Annotated in this window: 21 protein-coding genes; 13 read left to right on the top strand and 8 right to left on the bottom strand. The window is 69.4% G+C overall.

Annotation, left to right across the window (positions count from 1 at the left end; genetic code table 11):
* Positions 1 to 123 precede the first annotated feature (123 nt).
* From FNF32_RS01260 to paaZ, 8 genes are all read left to right on the top strand, one after another.
* Positions 124 to 993: a PaaX family transcriptional regulator gene (locus FNF32_RS01260; RefSeq protein WP_131672761.1), complete on the top strand. Its 870-nt coding sequence runs from the start codon at positions 124 to 126 to the stop codon at positions 991 to 993.
* A gap of 86 nt (positions 994 to 1,079) precedes the next feature.
* Positions 1,080 to 2,075, top strand: coding sequence for a 1,2-phenylacetyl-CoA epoxidase subunit PaaA (paaA, locus tag FNF32_RS01255; RefSeq protein WP_131672762.1), 996 nt, complete (start codon positions 1,080 to 1,082; stop codon positions 2,073 to 2,075).
* Positions 2,076 to 2,086: 11 nt separating this feature from the next.
* Entirely contained in the window at positions 2,087 to 2,374 is a 288-nt protein-coding gene (gene paaB / locus FNF32_RS01250) for a 1,2-phenylacetyl-CoA epoxidase subunit PaaB (protein ID WP_131672763.1), read from the top strand.
* A complete protein-coding gene (gene paaC, locus FNF32_RS01245) occupies positions 2,374 to 3,249 on the top strand; it encodes a 1,2-phenylacetyl-CoA epoxidase subunit PaaC (protein ID WP_131672764.1) in 876 nt (291 codons plus the stop codon). The genes paaB and paaC overlap by 1 nt, the downstream gene beginning before the upstream one ends.
* Position 3,250: 1 nt before the next feature.
* Positions 3,251 to 3,772 carry a 1,2-phenylacetyl-CoA epoxidase subunit PaaD gene (gene paaD, locus FNF32_RS01240; protein ID WP_131672765.1) on the top strand — a complete coding sequence of 174 codons (522 nt, stop codon included), beginning with the start codon at positions 3,251 to 3,253 and terminating at the stop codon, positions 3,770 to 3,772.
* Between the two features lie 19 nt (positions 3,773 to 3,791).
* Positions 3,792 to 4,868 (top strand): 1,2-phenylacetyl-CoA epoxidase subunit PaaE, encoded by a 1,077-nt coding sequence (gene paaE, locus FNF32_RS01235; RefSeq protein ID WP_131672766.1) that lies wholly within the window; start codon positions 3,792 to 3,794, stop codon positions 4,866 to 4,868.
* Entirely contained in the window at positions 4,858 to 5,607 is a 750-nt protein-coding gene (locus FNF32_RS01230) for a Phenylacetic acid catabolic protein (RefSeq protein WP_131672767.1), read from the top strand. Before paaE ends, FNF32_RS01230 begins: the two co-directional genes overlap by 11 nt.
* Before the next feature lie 14 nt (positions 5,608 to 5,621).
* On the top strand, positions 5,622 to 7,691 hold the full coding sequence (gene paaZ, locus FNF32_RS01225; protein WP_131672768.1) for a phenylacetic acid degradation bifunctional protein PaaZ: 2,070 nt from the start codon (positions 5,622 to 5,624) through the stop codon (positions 7,689 to 7,691).
* Between the two features lie 120 nt (positions 7,692 to 7,811).
* On the opposite strand, the gene paaK is transcribed toward paaZ, so the two are convergent.
* The 4 genes from paaK to FNF32_RS01205 form a co-directional block, all read right to left on the bottom strand.
* Complete coding sequence (gene paaK, locus FNF32_RS01220; RefSeq protein WP_131672769.1) at positions 7,812 to 9,119, bottom strand: phenylacetate--CoA ligase PaaK; 1,308 nt, start codon at positions 9,117 to 9,119, stop codon at positions 7,812 to 7,814.
* Positions 9,116 to 9,559: a hydroxyphenylacetyl-CoA thioesterase PaaI gene (gene paaI, locus FNF32_RS01215; protein WP_131672770.1), complete on the bottom strand. Its 444-nt coding sequence runs from the start codon at positions 9,557 to 9,559 to the stop codon at positions 9,116 to 9,118. The genes paaK and paaI overlap by 4 nt, the downstream gene beginning before the upstream one ends.
* 19 nt (positions 9,560 to 9,578) lie before the next feature.
* Positions 9,579 to 10,370 carry a 2-(1,2-epoxy-1,2-dihydrophenyl)acetyl-CoA isomerase PaaG gene (paaG, locus tag FNF32_RS01210; RefSeq protein WP_131672771.1) on the bottom strand — a complete coding sequence of 264 codons (792 nt, stop codon included), beginning with the start codon at positions 10,368 to 10,370 and terminating at the stop codon, positions 9,579 to 9,581.
* A 75-nt stretch (positions 10,371 to 10,445) separates the two neighbouring features.
* Positions 10,446 to 10,889, bottom strand: coding sequence for an Lrp/AsnC family transcriptional regulator (locus FNF32_RS01205; protein WP_131672772.1), 444 nt, complete (start codon positions 10,887 to 10,889; stop codon positions 10,446 to 10,448).
* A gap of 135 nt (positions 10,890 to 11,024) precedes the next feature.
* On the opposite strand from FNF32_RS01205, the gene FNF32_RS01200 reads away from it, so the two are divergent.
* A complete protein-coding gene (locus FNF32_RS01200) occupies positions 11,025 to 14,441 on the top strand; it encodes an indolepyruvate ferredoxin oxidoreductase family protein (RefSeq protein WP_131672773.1) in 3,417 nt (1,138 codons plus the stop codon).
* Positions 14,442 to 14,462: 21 nt separating this feature from the next.
* Here the strand turns inward: FNF32_RS01200 and FNF32_RS01195 are convergent, their stop codons facing one another.
* On the bottom strand, positions 14,463 to 15,122 hold the full coding sequence (locus FNF32_RS01195) for a GntR family transcriptional regulator (protein ID WP_131672774.1): 660 nt from the start codon (positions 15,120 to 15,122) through the stop codon (positions 14,463 to 14,465).
* A gap of 141 nt (positions 15,123 to 15,263) precedes the next feature.
* On the opposite strand from FNF32_RS01195, the gene FNF32_RS01190 reads away from it, so the two are divergent.
* On the top strand, positions 15,264 to 15,929 hold the full coding sequence (locus FNF32_RS01190) for a flavin reductase family protein (RefSeq protein WP_143796441.1): 666 nt from the start codon (positions 15,264 to 15,266) through the stop codon (positions 15,927 to 15,929).
* Positions 15,930 to 15,993: 64 nt separating this feature from the next.
* Positions 15,994 to 17,313 carry an MFS transporter gene (locus FNF32_RS01185; protein WP_131672776.1) on the top strand — a complete coding sequence of 440 codons (1,320 nt, stop codon included), beginning with the start codon at positions 15,994 to 15,996 and terminating at the stop codon, positions 17,311 to 17,313.
* 103 nt (positions 17,314 to 17,416) lie between these two features.
* Here FNF32_RS01185 and ilvC read toward each other — a convergent pair whose 3' ends face one another.
* Positions 17,417 to 18,439: a ketol-acid reductoisomerase gene (gene ilvC, locus FNF32_RS01180; RefSeq protein ID WP_131672777.1), complete on the bottom strand. Its 1,023-nt coding sequence runs from the start codon at positions 18,437 to 18,439 to the stop codon at positions 17,417 to 17,419.
* A gap of 124 nt (positions 18,440 to 18,563) precedes the next feature.
* Here ilvC and FNF32_RS01175 point away from each other — a divergent pair, with 124 nt between their 5' ends.
* Both FNF32_RS01175 and FNF32_RS01170 read left to right on the top strand, forming a co-directional pair.
* On the top strand, positions 18,564 to 19,019 hold the full coding sequence (locus FNF32_RS01175) for an Lrp/AsnC family transcriptional regulator (protein WP_131672778.1): 456 nt from the start codon (positions 18,564 to 18,566) through the stop codon (positions 19,017 to 19,019).
* Positions 19,016 to 19,483: an Lrp/AsnC family transcriptional regulator gene (locus tag FNF32_RS01170; protein ID WP_131672779.1), complete on the top strand. Its 468-nt coding sequence runs from the start codon at positions 19,016 to 19,018 to the stop codon at positions 19,481 to 19,483. The genes FNF32_RS01175 and FNF32_RS01170 overlap by 4 nt, the downstream gene beginning before the upstream one ends.
* A gap of 141 nt (positions 19,484 to 19,624) precedes the next feature.
* On the opposite strand, the gene FNF32_RS01165 is transcribed toward FNF32_RS01170, so the two are convergent.
* Both FNF32_RS01165 and FNF32_RS01160 read right to left on the bottom strand, forming a co-directional pair.
* The gene (locus FNF32_RS01165; RefSeq protein ID WP_131672780.1) at positions 19,625 to 20,839 is read right to left on the bottom strand and encodes a UbiH/UbiF family hydroxylase; all 1,215 of its coding nucleotides are present in this window, start codon (positions 20,837 to 20,839) and stop codon (positions 19,625 to 19,627) included.
* A 43-nt stretch (positions 20,840 to 20,882) separates the two neighbouring features.
* A complete protein-coding gene (locus FNF32_RS01160; protein WP_131672781.1) occupies positions 20,883 to 21,629 on the bottom strand; it encodes a pyrimidine 5'-nucleotidase in 747 nt (248 codons plus the stop codon).
* Positions 21,630 to 21,638 lie beyond the last annotated feature (9 nt).

Here is a 21,638-nt window from a genome sequence, read left to right as displayed (position 1 = left end):
CCCCGGTTCACCGTTGTCAGGGCCGATGCCCCGCCCCGTCGAACCCCGCCCCGGTGGCGTCCCGTGTCCGCATAGGTCACAGTCGGCGCGAACCCACGCCGCAACCACCTGGCCGCACAGCAGATGACCGTCACCTCTCAGGTCCAGCCGCCGACGCAGGGCGCGGTCCGCGCGCTTCTCGCCGGGACCGCGCCGCGCGCGGCGTCGTTCATCGTCACTATTTATGGCGACGTGGTCGAGCCGCGCGGCGGGACGCTGGCGATGGCGACGCTTATCGACACCTGCGCCCGGCACGGGATCAGCGAAAGCCTGGTCCGCACCGCCGTCTCGCGCCTCGTGGGCGCGGGGCGGCTGGTGGGCGAGCGGATCGGGCGGCGCAGCTTTTACCGCCTGTCGGACCCCGCTCGGGCGGAGTTCCGGCAGGCGTCGCGGATCATCTTCGCGCCGCCGCCCCCGTCGCAGGGCTGGCTCGTCGCGCTGGTGCAGGCGGGCGCGGTCGCGCCGCCGGGGTGGGTGACGCTGGGGCCGAACGTGATGATCGCGCCGCAGGGCGACGGCGCGGCGCTGCCTGCGGGCGCGGTGATGGCCGCGCACGGGATCGCCGGGCTGGACGCGCTGCCGGGCGTCGCCGCGCAGCACTGGCCGCTGGCCGAGGTCGCCCGCAGCTACCGCGCCTTCGCCGACCGCTTCGCCCGCCACGCGGCGCGGGGGCTGGCCGAGGTGCTGGCAGACGAGGACGCGCTGGCGCTGCGGCTGCGGCTGATCGACGAATACCGCCACGCCGCGCTGGCCGATCCGCGCCTGCCGCGCGACGCGCTCGGCCCCGACTGGCCGGGCGACCGCGCGCGCGACATCTTCCGCCGCATCTACCTTGACCTGTCGCCCGGCGCCGACCGCTTCGTCGGCCGTAGCTTCACCGACGCGACCGGCCTTCTGCCGCAAGCGACGCCCGAGACCGAGCGCCGCGCCGCCGTCATGCGAGCAGACCCGTGAAGCGTCACAAGATTTCTGACCTCGGTCCTTTTCTCGTGACGTTTCCTGCGCTATATTGACCGCACCGGATCAGGGGGAACGCGCCCATGTACGCTCAGATGGTCAAATCCGAAGGCACCGCCGCGGCCGAGATGTCGCCCGAGGAGCGCGCCTTTCAGGACCGCATCGACCGCGGCGAAAAGATCGAGCCGCGCGACTGGATGCCCGACGGCTACCGCAAGACGCTGGTCCGCCAGATGGGCCAGCACGCCCACAGCGAGATCGTGGGCCAGCTGCCCGAAGGCAACTGGATCACCCGCGCCCCCACGCTGGAACGCAAGGCGATCCTGCTGGCCAAGGTGCAGGACGAGGCCGGGCACGGGCTTTACCTTTACAGCGCGGCCGAGACGCTGGGGATCAGCCGCGACGAGCTGTTCGACCGGCTGCATTCCGGGGCGATGAAATACAGCTCGATCTTCAACTATCCGACGCTGACCTGGGCCGACATGGGCGCGGTCGGCTGGCTGGTCGATGGCGCCGCGATCATGAACCAGGTGCCGTTGCAGCGCACCTCGTACGGTCCCTACGCCCGGGCGATGGTCCGCATCTGCAAGGAAGAAAGCTTCCACCAGCGGCAGGGCTACGCGATCATGATGAAGATGGCGCAGGGCATGCCCGAGCAGAAGGAAATGGCGCAGGACGCGCTCAACCGCTTCTGGGGGCCGGCGCTGATGATGTTCGGGCCGTCCGACAAGGACTCGGTCCACTCCGCGCAGTCGATGGCGTGGCGCATCAAGATGAACACCAACGACGAGCTGCGCCAGAAGTTCGTGGACGAGACGGTGCCGCAGGCGGAATACCTTGGCCTGACCGTCCCGGACGAAACCTGCATCTGGAACGCCGGGCGCGGCCATTACGACTTCGCCGAGCCCGACTGGGAGGAGTTCTTCGAGGTGCTGAAGGGGAACGGCCCCTGCAACGCCGAGCGGCTGGAGGCGCGGCGGACCGCGTGGGATCGCGGCGCGTGGTTCCGCGACGGGCTCAACGCTTACGCCGAGAAATCGGCCGCCCGGCGCGCGGCCGCCGCTGTCGCGGCAGAGTGAGGGGGGCGACGATGACCCGCAAGGAATGGCCCCTCTGGGAAGTGTTCATCCGCGGCCAGCACGGGCTGAACCACCGCCATGTCGGCAGCCTGCACGCGCCCGACGCCGAGATGGCGATCAACAACGCCCGCGACGTCTATACGCGGCGCAAGGAAGGCGTCTCGATCTGGGTGGTGCGGTCCGTGGACATCGCCGCATCCAGCCCGTCCGAAAAAGGGCCGCTGTTCGACCCGGCGGAAAGCAAGGTCTATCGCCACCCGACCTTCTACGACATCCCCGACGAAGTGGGCCACATGTAATGCCGTCGCTGCCCGATATGGGGACGCCGGACGTGATGGCGCTGGCCCGCGCCGCCGCCGACGCCCAGCCGCACCACGACGACCCGCACGTCGCCGACCCGCATCTGGCCGACGTGGCGCTGCGGCCCGCGTTCTTCGACTGGCTGTGCCGGATGGGCGACAACGCCCTGATCCTCGGCCACCGCCTGTCGGAATGGTGCGGCCACGGCCCCGCGCTGGAAGAGGACATCGCGATCGCCAACACCGCGCTGGACCTGATCGGCCACGCCCAGCTATGGCTGGGACTGGCGGCCGAGGTCGAGGGGCAGGGGCGCACGGCCGACGACCTCGCCTTTTTGCGCGACACGCTCAGGTTTCGCAACGTGAAGCTGGTCGAGCTGCCGAACGGCGACATGGCCGTGACGCTGGTGCGGCAGTTCCTGTTCGACGCCTGGGCGTTCGGGATGCTGAGGGGGCTGACGGCATCGACAAGCCCGCGCGTGGCCGGGATCGCGGCCAAGGCGCTGAAGGAAGTCAGCTACCACCTCGAACGCTCGTCGGACCTGGTGGTGCGCCTGGGCGACGGGACCGATGAAAGCCACGCCCGGATGCAGGATGCGCTGGACCGGCTGTGGCCCTATGCGGGCGAGCTGTTCGCCGCCGACGCGGTGGACGACGCGGTCGCGGCGGCCGGGATCGCGCCCGCGCTTTCGGACCTGAAGCCCGACTGGCAGCGCACCGTGGACGAGGTGCTGGCCGAGGCGACGCTGACCCGGCCCGAGGTCCGCTTCGACGTTCATCTTGGCGGCAAGCAGGGGCGGCACACCGAGCATCTGGGCTTCATCCTTGCGCCAATGCAGTTCCTGCAGCGCGCCTATCCCGGCGCAAGCTGGTAGGATGCAGACGACCCTGCCTTCCATAGCCGAGGTCTGGGGCTGGCTCGCAGCCGTCCCTGACCCCGAGATCCCGGTGGTGTCCGTCACCGACCTCGGCATCGTCCGCGACGTGCGCTGGCATGACGGCACGCTGGTCGTCGCGGTGACGCCGACCTATTCCGGCTGCCCCGCCACCGCCTTCATCGACCTTGCCATCGAAACCAGCCTGCGCGCCCGCGGGGTGGAACATGTCCGGCTGGAACGCCGCCTGTCGCCGCCCTGGACGACCGACTGGGTGACGCCCGAGGGGCGCGAGAAGCTGCGCGCCTATGGCATCGCCCCGCCCATCGACGGCACCGCGTCGGACGGCGGCACCGCCGCCCGCGCGGCGCGGCTGTCGGGGCGGTCGAACCTGACCGTCGCCTGCCCGCGCTGCGGATCGGGCGCGACGGAACGCATCAGCCAGTTCGGATCGACCCCCTGCAAGGCCAGCTACCGCTGCACCGACTGCCTTGAGCCCTTCGACTATTTCAAGTGCCACTGAAAAGGGCCGAGAACCGCCAATGCCCCGTTTCCACCCCCTTGAAGTGACCGACATCCGTCGCGAGACGCGCGACGCCGTCGTCCTGACCCTGCGCCCCCGGGCCGAGGACGCGGCGGCGTTCGCGTTCACCCAAGGGCAATACCTCACCTTCCGCCGCGACTTCGACGGCGACGAGCTGCGCCGGTCCTATTCGATCTGCGCGGGTCTGGACGAAGGCTGCCTGCGCGTGGGCATCAAGCGGGTCGAGGGCGGCGCGTTCTCGACCTGGGCCAACGAGATGCTGCGCCCCGGCGACACGCTGGACGCGATGCCGCCGCAGGGCCGCTTTCACACCCCGCTCGCCCCCGACGCGGCGCGCAGCTATCTGGGCTTTGCGGGCGGATCGGGGATCACGCCGCTGCTGTCGATCATCAAGACGGTGCTGTCGCGCGAGCCGAGATCCAGCTTCACGCTGGTCTATGCGAACCGGCAGACCGGCTCGATCATGTTCCGCGAGGAGCTGGAGGATCTCAAGAACCTTCACCTCGGCCGCCTGTCCATCGTCCACATCCTGGAAAGCGAGGGGCAGGAGATCGACCTGTTCACCGGCCGCATCGACGCCGAAAAGATGGACATGCTGTTCCGCATGTGGATCGACGCGGACAGCGTGGACACCGCCTTCATCTGCGGGCCCGAGCCGATGATGCTGACCATCGCCGACAGCCTGCGCCGCCACGGCCTTGCCGACGAACAGATCAGGTTCGAGCTGTTCGCGTCGGGCCAGCCCGGCCGCGCCAAGGCCCGCGCCGCCTCGCGCGTGGCGGACGCCGCCGCCCATGCCTGCGAGGTGTCGGTGACGCTGGACGGCACGACGCGGACCTTCACCATGCCGAAGGACGGCACCTTCGTCCTCGACGCCGCCATCGCCCACCACATGGACGCGCCCTATTCCTGCAAGGCGGGCGTCTGTTCGACCTGCCGCGCCAAGGTGCTGGAAGGGCAGGTCGAGATGGAGGTGAACCACGCGCTCGAGGACTACGAGGTGCGCGCGGGCTATGTCCTGTCGTGCCAGTGCATCCCGCTGTCGGACCGTCTGGTGCTCAGCTATGACGAATGAGATGCCGATCGGCGACTACCTCGCGCAGGGCGGGCGGCTGACCTCGCCCGAGAACGCGCCGCCGCGCTACCGGGCGGAACTGCTGCGGCTGATGTCGTCCTTCGTGGACAGCGAGCTTGCCGGGTCGGCCGGATTCGCCGCCGCGATCAACTGGGCGCCGGGGATCAGGGAACGCATCGCCGCCAGCCGGATCACGCTGGAAAAGGCGGACCACGCTGAGCGGGTGCTGGACCTGATGGAAGGCTTCGGTACCGACAAGGCGCTGTACGAACGCGCCCACGACTGGGCCGCCCGCGGCCCGCGCGAAGGCCACGTGGACCCGCGACGGCAGGGCGGCGACATGCGGCTGTCGGTGTTCCACTATCCGCTGACCGGCTGGACCGACGCGGTGGTGATGAACGTGCTGATGGGGTCCGCCACGCTGCATGCCGTGGGCGAACTCGCCGCCTGTTCCTACCAGCCGCTGGCCGAGGTGCTGCGGGGCGTTCTGCCGCGCGAGCGGCGGCACATGGAGCTGGGGCTGGAGGGGCTGGAACGTCTTGCCGCGACCGAACGCGGCGCGGCGGCGGCGTCCGTCGCCTACTGGATGCCGCGCGTGGCCGAGACGTTCGGCCCGGCAGGGTCCGACCGCTTCGACCGGTTGCGGGCGATGGGCCTGCGCCACACCGACAACGAGACATTGCGCCAGCGGTGGCGGGCCGAGACGGCGGCGACGCTTTCCGCGCTGAAGCTGGCCTGAGGAAAGGGACGGACATGCTGGATCGGGCGCACACCGCGCGGCAACTCGAAAGCTACGTGCTGGGCGGCTGGCGCCGCGGCGCGGGCGAGGGCAAGCCGCTGCTCAATGCCGCCACGGGCGAGACGCACGCGACCATCACCTCGGACGGGCTCGACTTCGCGGGTGCGCTCGACTGGGGGCGCGACGTGGGCGGCGCGGCGCTGCGCCGCCACACGATCCACGAACGCGCGCTGATGCTCAAGGCGGTCGGCACCGCGCTGATGGAGATGAAGGACGACTTCCACGCCGAAAGCCTGGCCACCGGCGCGACGCCCAAGGACGCCTGGCCGGACATCGAGGGCGGGATCGGGACGCTTCTGACCTTCGCCAGCCGGGCGCGGCGGGAACTGCCGAACGCCCGGGTCCTGACCGAAGGGCCGGTTGAGCCGTTGTCGAAAGACGGCAGCTTCGCGGCGCAGCACGTCCTGACGCCCCTTCGCGGCGTCGCGATCCATATCAACGCCTTCAACTTTCCCGTCTGGGGAATGCTGGAAAAGATCGCGCCCGCGCTGATCGCGGGCATGCCCTGCCTTGTGAAGCCCGCCTCGCAGACCGCCTACCTCACGGAACTGGTGGTGCGCCGGATCATCGACCTTGGCATCCTGCCGGACGGCGCGCTGCAGCTTGTCTGCGGCGGCGTGGGCGACCTGCTGGACCACGTGATCGGGCAGGACGTGGTGACCTTCACCGGCTCGGCCCACACCGGGCGCAAGCTGCGGACCCACAAGGCGATCGTGGAAAACTCCGTCCGCTTCACGATGGAGGCGGACAGTTTGAACGCCGCGATCCTCGGCCCCGACGCGGGTCCGGGCACGCCCGAGTTCGACCTGTTCGTGCGCGAGGTGCATCGCGAGATGACGTCCAAAGCGGGGCAGAAATGCACCGCGATCCGGCGCGTGCTGGTGCCCGCCGCGCACGAGCGGGCGCTGATCGCGGCGCTGTCGGAAAGGCTGGGGCAGACCGCGATCGGCCTGCCCGGCGACGAGCGTTCGCGGATGGGGGCGCTGGCGTCCGTGGGCGACCGCGACGGCGTGCGCGACATGATCGCCCGCATCGCGGTCGAGGCCGAGATCGTCTTCGGCGATCCCGCGCAGGTCTCGCTTGTGTCGGGCGAAGCCGGGCGCGGCGCGTTCATGGCGCCCGTCCTGCTGCGTTGCGAGAACGCGCTGGACGCGACCGCGCCGCATGATGTCGAGGCGTTCGGCCCGGTCGCCACGGTCATGGCCTACCGCGACCTCGACGAGGCGGCGGAGCTTGCGCGGCGCGGCAAGGGGTCGCTGGTGTCGTCGGTCTTTACCAACGACGGCGACGTCGCCGCCGAACTGGTCGGCGCGATCGCGTCGTTCCACGGCCGGGTGATGATCGGCAACCGCGACAGCGCGAAATCCTCGACCGGCCACGGCGCGCCGCTGGCGCCCCTGGTCCACGGCGGCCCGGGGCGCGCGGGCGGGGGTGAGGAGATGGGGGGCATGCGGGGGGTCAAGCACTTCATGCAACGCACCGCCGTGCAGGGCGCGCCGCGGCTTCTGGCGGCCGTGACCGGCCAGTGGACCGACGGCGCCCCCGTCCGCGCCGACCGGCATCCGTTCCGCAAGTCGCTGGCCGAGCTGCGGATCGGCGACCAGATCGTGACCGCCGCCCGCGAGGTGACGCAGGACGACGTGGAACACTTCGCCCGGTTCACCGGCGACACCTTCTACGCCCACATGGACAGCGCCGCCGCAAAGGCGAACCCGTTCTTCGAGGATCGCGTCGCCCACGGCTACCTGATCGCTTCATTTGCGGCGGGGCTGTTCGTTGACCCCGAACCCGGCCCGGTCCTCGCAAATTACGGCGTTGATGACCTGCGCTTCCTGACGCCGGTCTATTTCGGCAACAGCCTGAAAGTGCGGCTGACCTGCAAGCAGATCAACCCTCGCGAGAACGCGACCTACGGCGAGGTGCGCTGGGACTGCCGCGTGACGAACCAGCGGGACGAGGTGGTGGCGCAGTACGACGTGCTGACGATGGTCGCGAAGACGTGGCCCTTGCCCGCAGCCGACTGATCCGCCCAAAGGCCGGGGGCCGTCCGCCCCCGGACCCCCGGAGGATATTTCGGCCCGCCCGAGTGCGGACGCGCGGCCCTCGGGCGGTCCAAATATCCATCTTCGGGCGGGCCGGCGCCGTCAGCGCGGGCGGTTGTCCACGACGCGCCGGGCCTTGCCGTCGGACCGCGCGACGCCGTTCGGGTCGTGGACCTGGACCGTCGTCGAGATGCCGACCACCGACTTGATCCGGTGGATCAGGTCGCGCTGCGATGCCGCGCGGGCGTCGTCGGACGCATGGTCGGGGGTGCATTCGCAGTGCACGACCAGCGCGGCCATGCGGTCGCGCCGCAGCAGCTCAATCTGGAAATGCGGGGCGAGGCCCGGGCATTTCAGGATCTGTTCCTCGATCTGGGTCGGGAACACGTTGACGCCGCGCAGGATGATCATGTCGTCGCTGCGGCCGGTGATCTTTTCGATCCGCCGCATCGACCGGGCGGTGCCGGGCAGGATGCGGGTCAGGTCGCGGGTCCGGTAGCGGACCATCGGCAGCCCTTCCTTGGTCAGCGTGGTGAACACCAGCTCGCCCATCTGCCCGTCGGGCAGCACCGCGCCGGTGGTCGGGTCGATCACCTCGGGGTAGAAGTGATCTTCCCATACGTGAAGGCCGTCCTTCGTTTCCACGCATTCGTTGGCGACGCCGGGGCCCATGATCTCGCTCAGGCCGTAGATGTCGACCGCGTGCATGTCGAAGGCCTGCTCGATCTCCTCCCGCAGCGCGTTCGTCCAGGGTTCCGCCCCGAAGATCCCGACTTGAAGCGAGCTTTGCCGCGGGTCGAGGCCTTGGCGGTGGAACTCGTCGAGGATCGACAGCATGTAGGACGGCGTCACCATGATGATGCGCGGGCGAAAGTCGTTGATGAGCGTGACCTGCCGTTCCGTCATCCCGCCCGACACGGGGACGACCGTGCAGCCCAGCCGCTCGGCCCCGTAATGCGCGCCCAGGCCGCCAGTGAACAGGCCGTAGCCATAGGCGATGTGGGCGACGTCGCCGGGGCGCCCTCCGCTGGCACGGATCGAGCGGGCGACGAGGTTGGCCCAGTTGTCGATGTCGGTTTTCGTGTAGCCGACGACGGTCGGCTTGCCGGTGGTGCCGGACGAGGCGTGGATGCGGGCCAGCCGTTCGCGCGGGACGGCGAACATGCCGAAGGGGTAGCTGTCGCGCAGGTCCTGCTTCAGCGTGAAGGGGAACTTCGCCAAATCCGCCAGCGTGCGGAAGTCGTCGGGGTGCGCGCCGTGTTCGTCGAAGCGGCGGCGATAGAAGGGCGAGTTGTCGTAGGCGTTGCGCAGCGACCACGCCATCCGGCGCTGCTGAAGGTCGGCGATCTCGTCCCGGCTCGCGGTTTCGATCGGGTCGAGCGTGGCGGGGTCGGGGGTGAGGTCCTTCATTCCGCCCCCTCTGCCGCGGCGGGCAGGAAGGTGCGGTCGATGGTGCGGGAATGGCCGCGGAACTCGGCGATGGTCGTGCCGTCGTCCCGCGTCACCCGCACGTCGTAGATGCCCGAGCGGCCCTTGCGCGTCACCTCGCGCGCGGTGGCGGTCAGGCGGTCGCCCAGCGTGCCGGGCGCGACGTAGGTGACGGAACAGTGCTGCGCCACGGTCATCTGGTTGTAGGTGTTGCAGGCGAAGGCGAATGCGCTGTCGGCCAGCGCGAACAGGTAGCCGCCATGCGCGTTGCCTTGCCCGTTCGTCATGGCGCGGGTCAGGGTCATCGCCAGCGTCGCCTCGCCGGGCGCGACGTGCAGCAGGTCGATCCCAAGCCCCTGCGAGGCGTGGTCGTCCCGCCACATCGCGCGGGCGCAGGCCTCGGCCAGCATCTGCGGGCTCATGGGGCGCGCGTCCTGCACGTCATTCGCCCCGGAACTCGGGCGCGCGCTTGTCGAGAAAGGCGGCGACCCCCTCGGCATAGTCGGCGCTGTTCCCGGCCTGCCGCTGGGCGTCGCGTTCGCGGTCCAGATGCGCGTCGAGGTCGTTGGCCTGCGCGTCCTGGATCAGCCGCTTGGTCAGGGCAAGGCCCAGCGTCGCCCCGGCGGCGAGGCGGTGGGCCAGCGCGGTGGCCTCGGCCATCAGCGCGTCGTCGTCCACGGCCTTCCAGATCAGGCCCCAGTCTGCGGCGGTCTGCGCGGGCAGGGGTTCGGCCGTCATCGTCAGCGCCTTGGCGCGCGGCTCGCCCAGGATGCGGGTCAGCGACCAGCTGCCGCCCGCGTCGGGGATCAGCCCGACCTTCGAGAATGCCTGGACGAAGCGCGCGGATTTCGCGGCCAGCACGATGTCGCAGCCAAAGGCGATGTTCGCGCCCGCGCCCGCCGCGACGCCGTTCACCGCGCAGATCACCGGCTTGTCCAGCGACCGGATCAGCCGCAGCAGGGGGTTGTAGTACGTGTCGATCGTGTGGCCCAGATCGACCTTCGCCCCCTTGCGCGGATCGCGGTCGCCAAGGTCCTGCCCCGCGCAGAAGCCCCGTCCCGCGCCCGTCAGCAGCACCGCGCGCACCGTGCGGTCGTCGCGCGCACGCTCGAACCCGGCGCGCAGCGCGACATGCATTTCCTCGTTGAACGAGTTCAGCTTGTCGGGGCGGTTCAGCGTCAGCTTCAGCACGCCCCGGTCCAGCGCCACCAGCACGGTGTCGGATGTCGTCATTGTTCCCCCGTCCCCCCGGATCGGCCTTGCGGCCTGATGATGCACAAGCGGCCCGGGTGGTCAATGATCGGGCCGTCAGTCCTTGATCGTCCTCAGCACCAGGTGGGTCTGGGCGCTGGCGACGGCGGGAATGGTAAACAGGAAATCCTCGAGAAAGCGGTTGTAGGCGTCGAGGTCTGGGCAGACGACGTGCAGGTGATAGTCCGACCCGCCGGTGGTGGCGTAGCAGGCGCGCACCTCGTCCTTGGTGCGGATCATGCGGACGAAATCCTTGACCAGGCCGCGGTCGTGGCGGGTCATCTGCACGTGGACGATGGCCTTGAACGCCAGCCCCATCGCCGCGTCGTTCACGTCCACGGTGTAGCGCCGGATGACGCCCGCGTCCTCAAGCGCCCTCACCCTTCGCCAGCAGGACGATGCCGACAGGCCCATCCGGGTGGCAAGATCGGCGTTCGAGATGCGGGAGTCGTCGCGCAGGGCCGCGATGATCCTTTGGTCTAACTGGTCGTCGTCCGGCATGTCGTTACAGTATTGGCGATGATGGTGACAGGATCATCCGCACATCGCGCCTAGCAGCGCAAGTTTGAACAAACATTTCATCCGCAAGGGTCCACACTGGCGGGAAAGCCAGATCCTTGGGCAAGGGGACCAGCCATGACCCGTCACGACGCCAGCTTCGCGACCTATCAGCTGTCGGACCGCTACGACCGCGAGGACGGGCGCGTGTTCCTGACCGGCACCCAGGCGCTGGTGCGGATCATGCTGGATCAGGCGCGGCGCGACCGGAAGGCGGGGCTGAACACCGCGGGCTTCGTGTCGGGCTATCGCGGATCGCCGCTGGGCGGGGTCGATCAGGAGCTGTGGCGCATCGGCAAACGCCTTGCGGCCGACCGGATCGAGTTCCTGCCGGCGGTGAACGAGGATCTGGGCGCGACCGCCGTCCTTGGCGCGCAGCAGGCGACGCTGGACCCCGACTGTTCGGTCGAGGGCGTGTTTTCGATGTGGTACGGCAAGGGGCCGGGCGTGGACCGGTCGGGCGACGCGCTCAAGCACGGGAACGCCTATGGCTCGTCGCCGAAAGGGGGCGTGCTGGTGGTCGCGGGCGACGACCATGGCTGCGTGTCGTCGTCGATGCCGCACCAGTCGGACGTGGCCTTCATGGCGTGGTTCATGCCGACGCTGAACCCGGCCTCGATCCGCGAATACCTCGAGTTCGGGGAATACGGCTTTGCCCTGTCGCGCTTTTCGGGCGCATGGGTCGGGTTCAAGGCGATCTCGGAAACGGTCGAGGCGGGGCAGTCGGTCGAGCTGCCGTCCGACCGCAGCTTCGTCCTGCCCGACTTCGCAGGACCCGAGGGCGGGATGCATGTCCGCCGCAGCGACCCGCCCAGTCCGACGATCGAAACCCGGCTTGAACACAAGCTGCGCGCGGTCGAGGCGTTCGTCGAGGCGAACCCGATCGACCGCCGCATCTACGACCTGCCGGAGGCGCGCTTCGGGATCGTCACCACCGGCAAGGCGCATCTCGACACGATGGAGGCGCTGCGGCTGCTGGGCCTTGGCGACGACGACTGCCGGCGTCTGGGCATCGACATCTACAAGGTCGGGATGGTCTGGCCGCTGGCGCGCCGCGATGCGCTGGCCTTCGTCACCGGCAAGGACGAGGTGCTGGTGATCGAGGAAAAGCGCGGCATCATCGAAAGCCAGTTCAAGGAATATTTCTACGACTGGCCCGGCGCGAAGCCCCGCAAGATGGTCGGCAAGCATCGCGCGGCGGGCGATCCGCTGCTGCCGTGGACGGGCGAGATCACGCCCCTGATGCTGGTGTCGGTGCTGGCCGAGCGGCTGGGCCGTTTCTTCCCGGACGAGGGGCTTGAGGACCGGGCGCGCGCGCTGACCGCGACGCCCTCGCCGGTGTTGCAGGTGCCGGGCGCGTCGCGGACGCCGTTCTTCTGTTCGGGCTGTCCGCACAACACCTCGACCAAGATTCCCGACGGATCGGTCGCGGCCAGCGGGATCGGCTGCCACGTCATGTCGGGCTGGATGGGCCGCAGCGACATCGGGTTCGCGCAGATGGGCGCCGAAGGCGTGCCGGTCGCGGTCGGGCAGCGCTGGAACGGCGGCAAGCACGTGTTCCAGAATCTCGGCGACGGGACGTGGTATCACTCGGGCTCGATGGCGATCCGGCAGGCGGTCGCCGCGGGCGCGAACATCACCTACAAGATCCTTTACAACGACGCCGTGGCGATGACCGGCGGGCAGTCGGTCGATGGCCCGGTGAGCGTCGCGGGCATCGCCCACAACTGCCGGGCCGAGGGGATCGCGCGCATCGCGCTGGTGTCGGACGGGCCGGAAAAGTTCGACCTGCGCGACTTTCCCGCCGGCACGACGCTGCATCCGCGCGCCGATCTCGACACCGTGCAGCGCGAGCTGCGCGGGATCGCGGGCGTCACGATCCTGATCTACGAACAGACCTGCGCGACCGAAAAGCGCCGTCGCCGCAAGCGCGGCAAGCTTGCCGACCCGCCCCGCTTTGCGATGATAAACAGCCTCGTCTGCGAGGGGTGCGGCGACTGTTCGGTGGAATCGAACTGCCTCAGCGTCGAGCCGGTGGAAACCCCACTCGGCCGCAAGCGCCGGATCAACCTGTCCAGCTGCAACAAGGACTTCACCTGCCTGAACGGCTTCTGCCCCAGCTTCGTCACGATCGAAGGCGGGCAGCGCCGCAAGCCCAAGCCCGCCGGGCTGGACATCGAGGCGCTGCGCCGCGCCCTGCCGCACCCGGCCGTCCCGGAGCTCGCCCGTCCGTTCGACCTGCTGGTCGCGGGCGTCGGCGGCACCGGGGTCGTCACGGTGAGCCAGCTCATCACAATGGCCGCGCATCTGGAAGGGAAGGGGTCGAGCGTCCTCGACTTCACCGGCTTCGCGCAGAAGTTCGGGACCGTGCTGGGTTACGTCCGCATCGGCCGCACGCCCGACGCGATCAACCAGGTCCGCATCGAACGCGGCCACGCCGACGCCGTGATCGGCTGCGACGCGGTGGTGTGTTCGTCGCCGAAGGCGTCGATTCACTATCGCGACGGCACCCGGATCGTGCTGAACCGGGCCGAGATGCCGACTGGCGATCTGGTCCTGCACCGCGACGCCGACCTTCGCATCGCGGGGCGCGAGGCGCTGATCCGCCGCACCGTGGGCGACGGCAACGTGCTGGGGTTCGACGCCAACGTCGCCTCGGAACGGCTGATGGGGGACGCGGTCTTTGCCAACATCATGCTGATGGGCGCGGCCTGGCAGATGGGTCTCGTGCCGGTCAGCGAGGTGGCGCTGAAACAGGCTATCCTGCTGAACGGCATGGCGGTCGAGAAGAACGGGTTGGCCTTCGACATCGGTCGGGTGCTGGCGGCGGATCCGGCGGCGCTCGACGCGCATCTTCGGGATGCGGCGCCGCCCGCGCCGCAGACGCTGGACGACCTGATCGCGCATCGCGCGCGCTTCCTGACCGGGTATCAGGACGCAGCCTACGCCCGCCGCTTCACCGACCGGATCGCGCGGTTCCGCGCGGCGCTGCCCGCCGGGTCGGACGACACGGTCGCCGAGGCGGCGAAGTCGCTGTTCCGGCTGATGGCCTACAAGGACGAATACGAGGTCGGCCGCCTGTTCACCGACCCCGCCTTCCAGGCCGAGATCGAGAGCCGGTTTGAAGGCGACTATACCGTCCACTACCACCTTGCCCCGCCGATGCTGCCGACCGGCACCGACACGCGCGGCCGCCCGCTCAAGCGGTCGTTCGGGCCGTGGATGGGGCGGGGGATGAAGGCGCTGGCGCGGATGAAAAGGCTGCGCGGCACGATCCTGGACCCGTTCGCACGCAGCGGCGACCGCAAGCTCGACCGCGAGCTGCTGGCGTGGTTCGAAAGCGTGCTGGACCGCGTGGAACGGGACGCCGCCGCGCTGGGGCCCGAACGGGCGATGAAGGCCGTCGCGCTGCCGCAGGAGATCCGCGGCTACGGCCCGGTGCGCCATCAGGCTGCCGACCGCGCGCGGGCGGACATGGCGGCGCTGCTGGGCTGACCCGGGCCCCCGCCGCGCGGATCAGGCCGGGATGCGCGCCCTCTGCGCCAGCACGTTCAGCGCGAACCGCACGAGATAGTCGTTCAGCGCCAGCGACGCGTCGCGCGCCTGCTTGAAGTCGCGGGCCGCGATGGTGGTCAGCACCTGCCGGTGCAGCGCCCGGCCGGTCGCGATCTCTTGCGCCTCGTCGCGCACGTTCATGATCCAGAACCGCCGCGACAGGGTCTGCAGCGGCTTCATCAGCGCCTCGAGATAGGGGTTGTGCGCGGCGCGGATGATGATCCCGTGCGTCAGCCGCACCTCGTCCGAATAGCTGAGCAGGGACGGCGCTGGCTGGGGCTCGGCCTCGGGCTGGGCCACCAGGCCGCGCATCTCGGCGATGTCGCGCGCGCTTGCACGCTCGCACGCCAGCGTCACCGCCAGCACCTCGAGCGAGCGGCGAACCTCGAGCCGGCTCAGCTGATCCTCGACCGAGACCGGCGGGATCTCGACCCCGCGGCCCGGATGGATCCGCAGCATGTGGCTGAGCGCGAGCCGCTGCACCGCCTCGCGCACCGGGGTGCGGCCGAAGCCCGTCAGGTCCATCAACCGCCGCTCGGACAGCATCGCGCCGGGCAGCAGTTCCCCGCGTTCGATCAGGTCCTGCAGGATCGCCACGGTCTGGTCGGATTGGCTTGTCATTCGTCGCGTCCCTGCTCGCTGCCCGGCCCATCGTCAGGCTTATCGGTGGCGTTGCGCCGATTAGCGCAAGAATAGTTTGACACACAGCCGATATATCGGTCGTATACGAATGTTGCCTGTTTGTCACAGAAGAAGCGCCCCATGAAGTATTCACCTCATCTTGAGCCGAGCCCGCTCCCCTTCTCGCCGTTCAAGAGCTGCACCGTCCCGCGCCCGATCGGCTGGCTGTCCAGCGTCAGCACCGAAGGGGTCGAGAATATCGCCCCCTACAGCCAGTGGCAGAACCTGACCTTCGATCCGCCGATGGTCATGTTCTCGGCCAACCAGTACCCGGACGGCCGCCGCAAGGACACGGTGCTGAACGCCGAGGAAACCGGCTGGTTCGTCTGGAACATGGCCACTTACGACCTGCGCGAGGCGGTCAACATCAGCGCGATGGCGCTGCCGCCGAACGAAAGCGAATTCGACCACCTGCCCAACGTGAACCGCGAATACGCCGACAACGCGCGCGTGCCGATGGTCAAGGAAAGCCCGGTCAAGTTCGAGTGCCGCTATCTCAGCACCCACCGGATGAAGGGCGCGTCGCCCATGGGCACGATCGATATCGTGTTCGCGCAGGTCGAAAAGATCCACATCGACGACCGCTTCATCCTGCCCGACGGGCGGCTCGACATCCCCACCATCCGTCCGATCGCCCGGCTGGGCTACTTCGACTACACGGTCGTCGAAAAGACGTTCGAGATGCGCGTGCCCGGATCGGACGGCGACGCGCAGCAGGGACTGGAGGGCCGCGCCTCGCTTACCTGAACCGCAAGAAGAACGGCCATCGCCTTGGGGATGAACCCGCAAGGCAGCTCAACAGGGAAATGCAATGTCAGCGACAACGAACGCGCACCAACCACACGGCGAAAGCCGCAGGCTGAAGGACATCATCGCCGTCAACTTCGGCAACACGCTCGAATGGTTCGACTGGACCATCTACACGATCTTCGCACCCTACTTCGCGGGGCAGTTCTTCCCCTCGGACGACCCCTCGGCGGCGCTGCTGGCGGCGCTGGCCGTGTTCGCGGCCGGGTTCCTCACCCGGCCACTTGGCGGGTTCCTGTTCGGCCTTTATGCCGACCGGGTCGGGCGCAAGCGGGCGCTGACGCTCGCCATGCTCATCACCGCCGGCGGCAGCCTCGTCATCGCGCTGACGCCCACCTTCGCCAGCATCGGCATCCTCGCTTCGGTGGTGCTGTTGCTGGCGCGGCTCCTGCAGGGCATCTCGCATGGCGGCGAGATGGGAACGTCGATCACCTATCTGGTTGAACGCGCGCCCCAGGATCGCCGCGCGCTGTTCGGCAGCACCTCGTGGGTCAGCGTGGTGCTGGGCACGATGCTGGCGACGATCACGGGGCTGGCGCTGAACAGCGTTCTCGACAAGGCGGCGATCGGTGAATGGGGCTGGCGGATCCCGTTTGCCATGGGCGGGCTGCTGGGCCTTTACGGCCTTTACCTGCGCCGCCAGCTGACCGAGAGCGAGACGTTCCACGAAAACAAGGCCAAGGCGCCGATGCAGGAAAGCCGGCTGCGGGCGCTCGCGCGCAACTGGCGCGGGATCGCGGTCGTGTTCGGGCTGTCCGCGGGCGGGTCGATCATGTTCTACACCTGGCTGATCTACAGCCCCACCTTCGCCCAAGTGGGTCGCGGGCTGGACGCCGGATCGGCGCTGTCTGCCAGCCTGATCGCGCAATGCGTGTTCCTGGTGGCGATCCCGGTCGTGGGTTATCTGGCCGACCGGTTCGGGCGGCGGCCGTTCATCATCCTGTTCGGGGTCGGCTTCGTCTGTCTGACCTTCTTCCTCGACGGCACGATCGACGACAGCTTCCGCGGGCTGCTGACCGCGATGGTCATCGCGCTGCTGTTCATCGCCTGCCTGTTCGGCGTGAACACCGCCGTCTGGACCGAGGTGTTCCCGACCGACATCCGCGCCACCGGGGTCGCGGGCACGCTGTCGCTCGCCACCGCGATCTTCGGCGGCACGGCGCCCTACATCAACACGTGGCTTTCGACCCGCGGGCACCACGACTGGTTCCTGATCTACCTGATGGTCGTCGCGGGCATCACGCTGGCAACCGGGCTTCTGATCCCGGAAACGCGGGACCTGCGGCTGAACCGCCCCGACACCGGCCGCCTGAGCAACGACTGAGCGCGCCCCCGACCACGAAAAAGGGCCGGCGCTTCATCGCGCCGGCCCTTCCCGTTCCGTGTGGATCCCGTTCCGTGTGGATCCCGTTCCGTGTGGGTCCCGGTCAGTTGCGGGCGCGGTCCACCATCTTGCCCTTGGAAATCCACGGCATCATCGCCCGCAGCCGCTCGCCCACTTGTTCGATCTGGTGTTCGTCGTTCAGGCGGCGCGTCGCCTTGAAGGACGGCTGGCCGACCGCGTTTTCCTGCATGAAGTCCCGCACGAACTTGCCCGACTGGATGTCGCGCAGCACCGCCTTCATCCGCGCCTTGGTCTCGTCATAGGGCAGGATGCGCGGGCCGCTGACATATTCCCCGTACTCGGCCGTATTCGAGATCGAGTAGTTCATGTTCGCGATCCCGCCCTCGTAGATCAGGTCCACGATCAGCTTCACCTCGTGCAGGCACTCGAAATAGGCCATCTCGGGCTCGTAGCCGGCTTCGACCAGCGTCTCGAACCCCATGCGGATCAGCTCGACAAGGCCGCCGCACAGCACCGCCTGCTCGCCGAACAGGTCCGTCTCGCATTCCTCGCGGAAGTTCGTCTCGATGATGCCCGACCGGCCGCCGCCGATGGCCGAGCAATAGGACAGCCCCAGGTCCATCGCCCGGCCCGACGCGTCCTGGTGAACGGCGACAAGGCAGGGCACGCCGCCGCCCTTGACGTATTCGCCGCGCACGGTGTGGCCCGGACCCTTGGGCGCCATCATGATGACATCGACGCCCTTCTTGGGCTCGATCAGGCCGAAGTGGACGTTGAGCCCGTGCGCGAACGCGATCGCCGCGCCGTCGCGCAGGTTGTCGTGGACGTATTTGCGATAGGTCTCGGCCTGCAGCTCGTCGGGCATGGTGAACATGATGAGGTCGGCCCACTTCGCCGCGTCCGCGATGTCCATGACCTGCAGCCCCTCGGCCTCGGCCTTTGCGCGGCTGGCCGATCCCTCGCGCAGCGCGACGACAAGGTTCCTGGCCCCGCTGTCGCGCAGGTTCAGCGCATGGGCGTGCCCCTGGCTGCCATAGCCGAGGATCGCGATCTTCTTGTCCTTGATCAGGTTCACGTCGCAGTCGCGATCGTAGTAAACGCGCATCGGATTCTCCTTCTCTGCTGAAGGAAAGATAGTCGCCGCCATGCCGGTGGACTTTGCAAACCGATCATGCAAACGAACTTTTCTACGACGATCATGCGCCGAAATCATGCCGAATGAAAAATCCATGCTCGATGACGCCGACCGGCGCATCCTGCGCCAGATGCTGGCTGACCCGGAACTGGACCCCACAACCCTCGCGTCCCGCGCGGGCGTCACCCCGGCCACGCTGTGGCGCAGGCTCGACCGATTGCGCCAGCGCGGCATCCTGCAGGGGATCGAGGCGCGGGTGAACTGGCGCGCGCTCGGCTACGAGGTCGAGGTGTCGCTGCGCTTCACCCTCGACAAGACCGAGCCGCGCGCCTTCGACGCCTTCACCGCCGCCGCGCGCGAGGTGCCCGAGGTGACGGAGATCCAGACCTTCCTCGGGTCGGTCGACATCCGCCTGTCGGTGATCGCGCGCGACATGGCGCACTGGCAGCAGATCTACCGCGACCGCATCCTGCCCCTGCCGCACGTCACCGACATCGAGCCGCTGATGCTGGTGGCGACCCTCAAGGACAGCGCGGAGCTACCGCTGTGACGGACCCCTTTGCCCCCGACGCGACCGACATCGCGATCCTGAAGCTTCTGGCGCGCAACGCCGAACTCAGCGCAGCCGAAGTCGGGCGCGCGGTCGGCCTGACCCAGCCCGCCGCATGGCGGCGGATCAGGCGGCTGAAGGAATCCGGTGCGATCGCCGGGCGCCGTGTGGTCGTGGACCGCGCCGCGCTGGGGTTCGGCGTGACGGTTTTTCTCGGCATCCGCCTTGCCGCCCGCGGCCGCCCCGCGCTCGAGGATTTCGAGCGCGCCGCCGCCGCCGTGCCCGAGGTGCAGACGGTCCAGCACGTCCTTGGCCGCTTCGACTACCGGCTGCGGATCGTGGCCCGCGACATCCCCGACTTCGAGCGCATCCTGCGCCGGCGGATCATGACCCTGCCCGGCGTGGGCCAGGTCGAGGCGAACGTGGTCCTGTCCGAAGAACGCCGTCCCGGGCCGCTGGGCTGAGCGCCCGAAGGACGGGGGCTGTCTGCCCCCGGACCCCCGAGGATACTTGTGCCCGCCCGAGGCGGCGTCGGTCTCGGGCGGGCTGAAATATCCCGCGGGGGTCCGGGGGCGCGAAGCCCCCGGCTGTCCCTTCGCGTGTCTTCAGCGCGTGCCGAGCCCCGCGCGCATCAGCGTCCGCCGCACCGGCGACAGCGCGTAAAGCCCGCCAAGCGCCGCGGCGCGGATGTCGCGCAGCGGGCGCAGGCCCACCATACTGGCGCGGTTCAGCGCGTCGATGCCCATGACGCGCAGCAGCGCCTCGGGGCGGCGGGCGCGGTCGAAGCGGTCCAGCGCGGCCGCGTTGCCGGGATCGTCCTGCATCAGCTCGGCCAGCGCGGCGATGTCGGCCAGGCTCATGTTCAGCCCCTGCGCGCCGATCGGCGGGACGACGTGCGCCGCCTCGGCCACCAGCGCGGTGCGGGGGCCGGTGAAGCGGTCGGCGATCTGGCTGATGATGGGCCATTCGGTCAGCCCCGTCGCCTGCGTCAGCTGCCCGAGGACCCCGGCGGAGCGGGCGTTCAGTTCGGCCTGGAACACGTCTCGGGGAAGGGCGCGCAGGCGCGCGATTTCGGGGCCCCGTTCCATCCATACGACGGCCGAGGCGTGCCGCCCTTCGCGGTCGGGCAGGGGGACCAGCGTGAACGGCCCGCCGGATCGGTGAACCTCGGTCGAGACGTTGTCGTGCGGGCGGTCGTGGGTGACGGCGAAGGCGAGTGCCTTTTGCCCGTAGCGGATCGTGCGCGCGCCGATCCCCAGCATCTCGCGCACCGGCGAGTTGCGGCCGTCGGCCGCCACCACCAGCCGCGCCGCGACCGTCTGCGCGCCGCCGCTGCCGTTGACGTTGCCGGAGGCGAGGCGCACCAGCGCTGCATCCTCACGCACGGTCAGGCCGACCGTGGCGGTGCCGGGGCGGAACTCGACCCCAGGCAGTTCGGCCAGCCGCGCCGCGATCTCGCGCCGCAGAAGCCAGTTGGGCAGGTTCCATCCGAACGGGCGGTCGGAAATGTCGGCGGCGTCAAAGGCGCGGGTCAGGCGCGGCGTGGGCTCGGCCCCGCCCGCATCCACGATCTTCATCACCTGCAGGGGCGTCGCGAAGGGCGCGAGCCGGTCCCACAGGCCGATCCGCGCCAGCAGGTCGGCCGAGGGTTGCAGGAACGCCGTGGTCCTGAGGTCGGCGCCTGCCGCGCCTTCGTCGGTCACCGGCGGGGCGGGGTCCACGCAGAGGACGCGGTGGCCCCCGGCGCCGAACGCCGCCGCCGCGATCAGCCCGGCGATGCCGCCGCCCGAGACGAGGATGTCGATATCGCGGTCGGCCATGATGTTTCGGTCCTCGCGGGGGTCGGCTTTAGCTACGCAGCGCTCAGACTGCCACGTCCGCCAGCGCGGCGGCAAGCCGCGCCAGGAACGCGGGCAGGTCGTCCGTGCGCCAGCCCACATGCGGCCCGTGGACGTGGTCGGGGCCAAGTTCGTCGGGTCCGTGCCGGCCGGCCCCCACCAGAACCGTCCGCATCCCCAGCCTGTGGGGCACCTCGAGGTTGCGGGGGTCGTCCTCGAACATCGCGGCGCGGGCCGGGTCGATCCCGTGCGCGTCCAGCACCGCGGCGAAGGATCGCGGGTCGGGCTTGGGGTGAAAGCCGCATTCCTCGATTCCGTACACCGCCTCGAAGCAGCCAAGCCCGCGCCGGGCGAGGACCTTGGCCGCATAGCCCGCGTCGGCGTTGGTGTGGACGATGCGGCGGCCGGGCAGGGCGAGGATCGCGGCCGACAGCGCCTCGTCGGGGGTGAGCGCGGAAAAGTCGATGTCGTGGACATCCAGCAGATAGCCTGCCGGGTCGATGGCGTGTTCGGCCATCAGCCCGGCCAGCGTGGTGCCGTGGTCGCGCCAGTACTGCGCCCGCAGCGCGTCCGCCGCGTCACGGTCAAGTCCCAGTTCGCGCGCGACCCAAGCCGTCATCCGCAGCTGGATCTGGTCGAACAGCCGCATGTCGGGGGAATATAGCGTGTTGTCGAGATCGAAGATCCACGTGTCCACGCCCGCAAAGGCGCGGCGAAGCGCGCCGGGGGTGGGGCCGGGGTCATGATCGGGCTTGTGCGCGGTGGCGTCCATGCGGGCCAC

The organism is Paracoccus marinus (genome assembly GCF_007018965.1).
Lineage (GTDB): Bacteria > Pseudomonadota > Alphaproteobacteria > Rhodobacterales > Rhodobacteraceae > Paracoccus > Paracoccus marinus.
This window is presented reverse-complemented; position numbering and strand designations above follow the sequence as displayed.